Source organism: Microcystis sp. LE19-10.1B, from assembly GCF_027530565.1.
In the GTDB taxonomy this organism is placed as follows: Bacteria; Cyanobacteriota; Cyanobacteriia; order Cyanobacteriales; family Microcystaceae; genus Microcystis; species Microcystis aeruginosa.
Genome location: NZ_JAPZQM010000748.1, coordinates 1 through 6,744, shown reverse-complemented (window position 1 = coordinate 6,744; position 6,744 = coordinate 1). Strand labels below are relative to the sequence as shown.

At 40.2% G+C, this 6,744-nt stretch carries 6 protein-coding genes; all 6 read right to left on the bottom strand.

All coding sequences use genetic code 11. The annotated features are described in order from the left end of the window. Nucleotides 1-250: 250 nt before the first annotated feature. The 6 genes from O9332_RS27040 to O9332_RS27015 all read right to left on the bottom strand — a co-directional run bounded on the left by O9332_RS27040 (nt 251) and on the right by O9332_RS27015 (nt 6,572). Nucleotides 251-949, bottom strand: coding sequence for a metallophosphoesterase family protein (locus tag O9332_RS27040; RefSeq protein ID WP_002787216.1), 699 nt, complete (start codon nt 947-949; stop codon nt 251-253). A gap of 21 nt (nt 950-970) precedes the next feature. After that, complete coding sequence (locus tag O9332_RS27035; RefSeq protein ID WP_002742233.1) at nt 971-1,780, bottom strand: metallophosphoesterase family protein; 810 nt, start codon at nt 1,778-1,780, stop codon at nt 971-973. Then, nucleotides 1,780-2,559 (bottom strand): hypothetical protein, encoded by a 780-nt coding sequence (locus O9332_RS27030; protein ID WP_002760214.1) that lies wholly within the window; start codon nt 2,557-2,559, stop codon nt 1,780-1,782. The genes O9332_RS27035 and O9332_RS27030 overlap by 1 nt, the downstream gene beginning before the upstream one ends. A 528-nt stretch (nt 2,560-3,087) precedes the next feature. Further along, nucleotides 3,088-4,113, bottom strand: a complete 1,026-nt coding sequence (locus O9332_RS27025; RefSeq protein WP_002760216.1) for a CobW family GTP-binding protein — start codon at nt 4,111-4,113, stop codon at nt 3,088-3,090. A 114-nt stretch (nt 4,114-4,227) separates the two neighbouring features. Beyond that, nucleotides 4,228-6,084: a threonine--tRNA ligase gene (gene thrS / locus O9332_RS27020; protein WP_288028119.1), complete on the bottom strand. Its 1,857-nt coding sequence runs from the start codon at nt 6,082-6,084 to the stop codon at nt 4,228-4,230. A 131-nt stretch (nt 6,085-6,215) separates the two neighbouring features. Beyond that, a complete protein-coding gene (locus O9332_RS27015) occupies nt 6,216-6,572 on the bottom strand; it encodes a hypothetical protein (RefSeq protein WP_002760219.1) in 357 nt (118 codons plus the stop codon). Nucleotides 6,573-6,744 lie beyond the last annotated feature (172 nt).

The following is a 6,744-nucleotide window of genomic DNA, read 5'->3' as shown; positions in this document are numbered from 1 at the left end:
GTAGTCAGTTACCTAATTTTCAGGGAAAAAGTACCTGAATTTTACCCCCGATCCCTCCAATGGTCGGCACTTTTTGAGGGAAAAAAAGTCTAAAAGCCTTATCCAACAAGGTTTTTAGATTTATTCAGCAAGCCCTAATTAAATTGAAGATAAATCCCCCCTTGATCCCCCTTGATAAGGGGGGTGTCTGATAATTTTTAACACCTACCTACTTAAATTAATCTTTAATATTTAATTAATCTCTGAAAGATTAATAAGGTACGGTTCTAAACTCCACGCAATTATTACTAGGATTATAGAGAGTGTAAACTGCTTTATTTAATTCTTTACCAACGCTACCAACCCCAATTAAACGCTTATCTTGAATCGTCAAAGTTTGGCTTGGTTGCCGTTTATCTAAAGTAGTAACAGTGCTGGTTAAATTAGCAGACTGTAAAGAATAATCAAAAACTTTTCCCGCACGACCACAAAATAGATTATTAACTCCCACCCGTTGCAGTCGATCTAAAATTTGCCATGGGGGAGTATCGGGGGTTAATTCTTCACTAACACTGACACTACTGCCATGAATTAATAAACAATCCAACTCGACAAAACCAAAATCGAGATTTCGTAACCATTGCACCGTTTCCAAAGAAACTGCGTCCCAGAGTTGTTTAGTGCTATCAATTCCATGTTTATGGATTAATTCCGTCGGTTCTCCTGTTGCTCCCAAACTGTGTAAAATTAGACATTGTTCTTCCCACCATCCCCGACAAACCTGCGGATATAAGTTATTTTTAGTGGGATAACGTATTTGTTCTACTAGCATTTCACTATCGGGATTAACACCGATAAAATCTCCTAAAATATATAAATTTTCTACAGTAACTGACCGTTGCTGAATATCTTCCAAGACCGCTTGATAGGCTGGTAAATTGCCTTGAATACCGCTTAAAATTGCCCACATAATTTCTTGATTTATCACAAATTAACGTTCGCAAACATGAGTCGGATCATCGGCTTTTTCCGCATATTCTAGACCCTTAGCCAATCGCCAAGCGAAAATAGGAGGTAAACCCGATGCTAAAATAGCCTGACAGGTTTCCTGATAGTTATAGGCCACTTCTCGCAGTTGTACCGCTGCCGTTTCTCGATCGTAAATCACATAGGTGGCATTTGGACGACCGTGACGTGGTTCTCCCACCGATCCCACGTTGATGATACGTTTAACCGGTGTGGTAAATTGCCGCGACTGTTCCCCATCGGGTTGATACACTTTTATTTGCAAGCTTCCCGCGTCGAGAGTGCGAATGTAGGGGATGTGGGTATGTCCACAGAATAAAACCTCTGTATCTACCGATAAAACCCGTTCTAAAGCCGTAAAAGCGTCCATTTCGGCTAAAAGATACTCATGGTTACTTTGGGGACTACCATGGACAAAACAGAGGTGATCTAGCTTAAAAATTTCGGGCAGTTTTGACAAATAATTACGGTTTTCTGGGGTGATTATTTGATTTGTCCACTCATGAGCTAATCTACCGCGTTTTTCTGCTAAAAGCGACGGATAACTGCACTCACAGGCATTTAATCCCTCAACGATATCCTCATCCCAACACCCTTGTACCGTGGTAATCCCCAGTTGACGGATTTTTTCCACCACTTGGTTAGGATGAGGTCCATACCCAACTAAATCCCCTAAACAGTAGATTTCTTGACAACCCTGTTGGTCTAAATCTTGCAAAACAGCATTAAAAGCGGGCATATTGCCATGAATACAGGATAAAACGGCTATTTTCATCAGATTAACTCCATTTCTGGCTCTAAAGATTCTTGAAATTGTTGTTGATAATACAAAAGTGCCTCATCGGACAGACAACAATCACTCAGGGTATCGGCAATTGTCGGTTTATCGAGATTGCGACCGACGATTTCAATCCCACTGAAGCGATTCGGTCTCCCATCGAGATTTAAGGGGAAATTTAAGCTTTGAAAGTCTTTTTCTGGCCATTCATCCATAAATTCCCCATAAATACACTGACCATCGATGATATCGAAGATACTTTTAACCCGCAGCACTTCCCCATAGGCCCCTTGGGTTAATTCTGTCCAAAAGGTGGTTAAACTGGAAAAATCGAGGATTTCTCCCGTTAAAACGGCTCTATAAATCTGTATTTCTCGTTTTTTTAACCATTGATCACCTTTTATGGTTGTTTTGACGGGACTGATGACTATTTCATCGACGGGAACTTGTCCTTCGGGGATTTCTTCGTCTGGAGACGTAATCGCTACCCGATGACAATTGAGGGGTTTTAGAAAGCTTTCGAGGGATTGCGTGTCTAAATGCCATGGTACTTCCATGTAGATCGTGTTTTCCATGGATAAACTGCTCAAAAGGTCTTCTTCTTCCCTAGAAATAGAGGACAACTGGGGAAAGTCATTCTGTAAAGTGAGATGATCAATGGGAAAAGTTTCCGTCTGGGGACTAAAATATAGACTTGGCTGCTTGCTTTGGGCGATTTGTTGGCGAATCCAATGGGTTTTTCCCGCAGCTATACCCCCCGTCACCACGATAATCATTTTGCTCCTTCTTTATTGTGGTAATGATAATCATTCTAGCATAAGTTAGATTGGGGCAAGTAATCTTCTTTAACCAATCTTCTAGACTTAGCAAGGTTATTTTGGGAAAAATTGGCGGTTTCTTGAGATATTAATCATGGTTATGGCTCTTTTCTCTAGGATACCATTGGCTTTGTCCATCGGGTAAATCAACTAAGGTAATTCCCCTCGTTTTTAATTGTTCCCTTAATCGATCGCCGCTTCCGTAAAGTGCAAGGGTTTGCGATAATGAGCTTGGAGAACAAAGAGATGTAAACCATTGGATCGAGGGTTCGTTAAATTTTAAAGTTTTTATCCATAAATCATTAGAGTTCTTGCATAATTAATTTTTGAGAGTTCAAAAACAGCAAAAATAAGGATTAAATGGCATAAAATCTGTAAATAGACCATTTAATTGATTATTATTCATTCTTAATTCTCCTGACTACTGACTACTGGCTCCTGACTCCTAACCCTAACAACGATTTTTGATTTCTGCAAGAGGTCTATTCATAGTTTGTCCTTTTTAATTTTTTGAGAACTAGCCAAGCATTCGTTTAGTTGTGTCAAGATTTCCTCTTTATTTAAATTTCTGCCGATAAAAACTAACTGATTCTGAGGAGATGTATCCCATTCTACCGCTTGCAGATCGTAACGAAGACCGCTCAATTGAAAAATATGTTTTAAATCGCTTTGTTGAAACCAGAGAATCCCTTTAGCTCGAAAAACATTTATCGGCATTTTTTCCGTGAGAAAAGGTTCAAATTTATCTAGATTAAATGGTTTATCGCTAACAAAGGAGACAAAATTAAAGTCTTCAGTAGATTGATTATCACTGGAGATTGGGCGATTTTTTTGAAAGTCTCTCAACTGGACTTTATACAATTCTTCTTTAGTTAAACCTAGATCTAACAATAAACCCAAAGGAACCTGACCATAACTACTTTTTAGGAGTCTTATACCCTCTTTTTCTCGACGAATAAACTTTTCTAAATCATCTAATTTCTTGGAACTGACTCGATCTATTTTATTGAGAATTACCACGTCACCATAACGAATTTGACTAAGGGCAATGTTACTATCAAAATGATCCGCAGTAAAGGTTTCAGAATCCACGAGGGTAATAATAGAATCTAAGCGAGTCAAATATTTTAACTCCGTGGCCAAGAAAGTGAGGATAATTGGCAAAGGATCGGCTAATCCTGTGGTTTCAATAATTAGATAGTCCACGGGTATTTCTTTTTCTAAGACCTGATAGACTGTCTCAATTAAACTATCGTTAATCGTACAACAAATACAGCCATTACTCAATTCTACCATATCTTCATCGATGGAAACAAGCAATTGAGAATCAATATTAATATCCCCAAACTCATTGATTAAGACGGCAACTTTTAACCCTTCTTTATTGTCAAGAATATGATTGAGTAAGGTGGTTTTTCCACTCCCTAAAAAACCAGTAATAATCGTCACAGGCATTCCTGATTTAGGTAAACAAGGGAGGGAATCGGAGAGGGGAATTATCAAAGAACTCATGGCAGCTAACCCACTTGTAAGTTAATTAATTGGCAGAAAATAGGCTTTTCTCAACCCTGTTAAATTCGTCTGGAGGGGATCGATCTCCACTAATTGCCGGTTTATACAAAAGTTTCAGAGATTAGTTTTAGATAGGATCGCCGTTTGCATTTTTTCTAATAAATCTGCCAGCGTCATCGAACCTAAATCACCCCCTTGTCGAGTGCGAACACTTAGAGTTTTACTGCTAACTTCTCGTTTTCCAATCACAGCTAAGACAGGGATTTTTTCCAGTTCTCCTGTACGAATTTGTTTACCTAAACGCTCACCACTTTTATCGATTTCCACTCGATAACCAGCTTGTTTTAACTGCACTGCTACCTCTAAAGCATAATGATGCTGTTCATCACTAACGGGTAATAAACGGACTTGAATAGGTGCTAACCAGAGAGGAAAATCTCCCGCATAATTCTCGATTAAAATACCAAAAAATCTTTCCAAAGAGCCAAAAATAGCTCGATGAATCATAATCGGTCTTTCCCGAGTACCATCCCTAGCGACATATTGCATATCAAAGCGTTCTGGCAAGTTAAAATCGACCTGAATCGTGGAACATTGCCACATTCTACCGATCGCATCTTGAATTTTTATATCAATTTTCGGACCATAAAAAGCCCCACCTCCCTGATCCTCAATATAATCCCACTTTTTAGCATTTAAGGCCTCAATTAAAGCTGCGGTTGCCAATTCCCAAACACTATCGCTACCCACGGATTTACTGGGACGAGTCGATAAATTTACCTCATAATTAGTAAAGCCAAAATCGGAGAGAATTTTCTCGGTTAAGTTCAAAACTCCTAGAATCTCTGCGGCAATTTGTTCTGGTAAACAGAAAATATGAGCATCATCTTGAGTAAAACCTCTTACCCGCATTAATCCGTGTAAAACCCCCGATCGCTCGTAACGATAAACTGTGCCTAATTCTGCCCATCTGAGGGGAAATTCTCGATAGGAATGCAGGTCATTTTGATAGGTTAAAACATGAAAAGGACAATTCATCGGCTTAATTTGATAGCTTTGCTGTTCTAATTCGATCGCCTCAAACATATTGTCGCGATAAAAGTCCCAATGTCCAGAAGTTTTCCACAGATCTAAATTAGCTAGATGGGGAGTATAAAGAAATTGATAACCCGCTTCTAAATGAGCTTGGCGCCAATAATCTTCGATTAAATAACGCATTGTTGCACCCCGGGGATGCCAAAAAACTAAACCGCCACCGGCATCTTCTTGGATGCTAAATAATTTTAATTGTTGTCCCAATTTGCGATGATCTCGTCGCTGCGCTTCTTCTTTTTGTTGGAGATAATTTTGTAATTCTGCGGGGGTTTGCCAAGCTGTGCCGTAAATTCGCTGTAATTGCGGCTGTTTTTCATCTCCTTGCCAATAAGCACCCGCTACACTCTCCAATGCGAAAGCATCTGGGTTAATTTCCCCCGTCGAGTTGAGATGGGGTCCCGCACACAGATCCCACCAAAATTCTTCTGGGGGAGAAACAGCGCCATCAATTAACGAGGGTTCTCGATCGCTCCGTCCTGCGTCCGGACTACCGATAAAATAACGGGTAATGGTTTCATCTGGGGGAATTCTCTCTAAAATTAACTTTTTGTAGGGTTGATTAAGGCGCTCGATTTCTGCGGCAATTTCGCTTCTTTCCAGCACTTCTCGGATAATTGGCAGGTTTTTCCCGATAATTCGCCCCATTTCTGCCGCTATTTTCTCCAAATCTTCGGGGGTAAAGGGTGTTGGGCGATCGAAATCGTAGTAAAATCCCGTTTCTGTCCAGGGACCAATAGCGACTTTGGTTTCAGGAAAGAGATTTTGTACAGCCATCGCTAAGATATGGGCGCAAGTATGGCGTATTTTTACGATTTTTTGCGAATCTTCTTCGATAACGGGGCTTTCTGCTCGGGGGGACTTAATCTGATTGACCATTGCCTGCTAAAATGATAATGATTATCATCTTAGCAGAGGAGGGCTGATGTCTGAGAGAAAAATGCGCTCAAATCCTCTAGCGGCAAGCTCAACGCTGATAGCTTACCGCTCAAACTGGAAGTCTCCCTACTTTAAAAAGCAGGTATTATCGACGATATTCTCAACTTAACAGCCAGAATCCAGGTTATGATGACGAGAAAAGAAACTGAGAAAACAGGTTTCTTCAAGAAACCCATTTTCTGATTTTCCTGAATTTCTCGCTCAAAATCCCGACAATCGAGTGCCTCTTCCGAAAAGGCACGCATTGGATGCACCGCACATTTCAAGCGATAATCTCCGGTACAAAAAACACAGCGACTACAGGGAATTCGATGCAGCTTTTGCAACTGCCGGCGCCCTTGGGCAACAGCAAGAAAAAGAGCAGTAAAAAAGAATAAGAGAACGAGCCAGATTGCGATCGGACAAAAGAGCGGTATTAGCCTTAACATAAATCTCGATTTTTGTCAATTAAGGAATAATTAGGGCTTGCTGAATAATGGTAAAACCCTTTTAAAATAAGGCTTTTGACCTGTTAAAGTCCGATGTTAGTGCTGCGAAAATAGGATTGGGACTTTCAAAAACCTTGCATTATCCTTCTTGTGGTACATCGCTTGGTACAAA

Coding starts and splice junctions, on each gene's coding strand:
- O9332_RS27040 (WP_002787216.1), bottom strand. CDS start 949: ATGTGGGCAATTTTAAGCGGTATTCAAGGCAATTTACCAGCCTATCAA.
- O9332_RS27035 (WP_002742233.1), bottom strand. CDS start 1,780: ATGAAAATAGCCGTTTTATCCTGTATTCATGGCAATATGCCCGCTTTT.
- O9332_RS27030 (WP_002760214.1), bottom strand. CDS start 2,559: ATGATTATCGTGGTGACGGGGGGTATAGCTGCGGGAAAAACCCATTGG.
- O9332_RS27025 (WP_002760216.1), bottom strand. CDS start 4,113: ATGAGTTCTTTGATAATTCCCCTCTCCGATTCCCTCCCTTGTTTACCT.
- thrS (WP_288028119.1), bottom strand. CDS start 6,084: ATGGTCAATCAGATTAAGTCCCCCCGAGCAGAAAGCCCCGTTATCGAA.
- O9332_RS27015 (WP_002760219.1), bottom strand. CDS start 6,572: ATGTTAAGGCTAATACCGCTCTTTTGTCCGATCGCAATCTGGCTCGTT.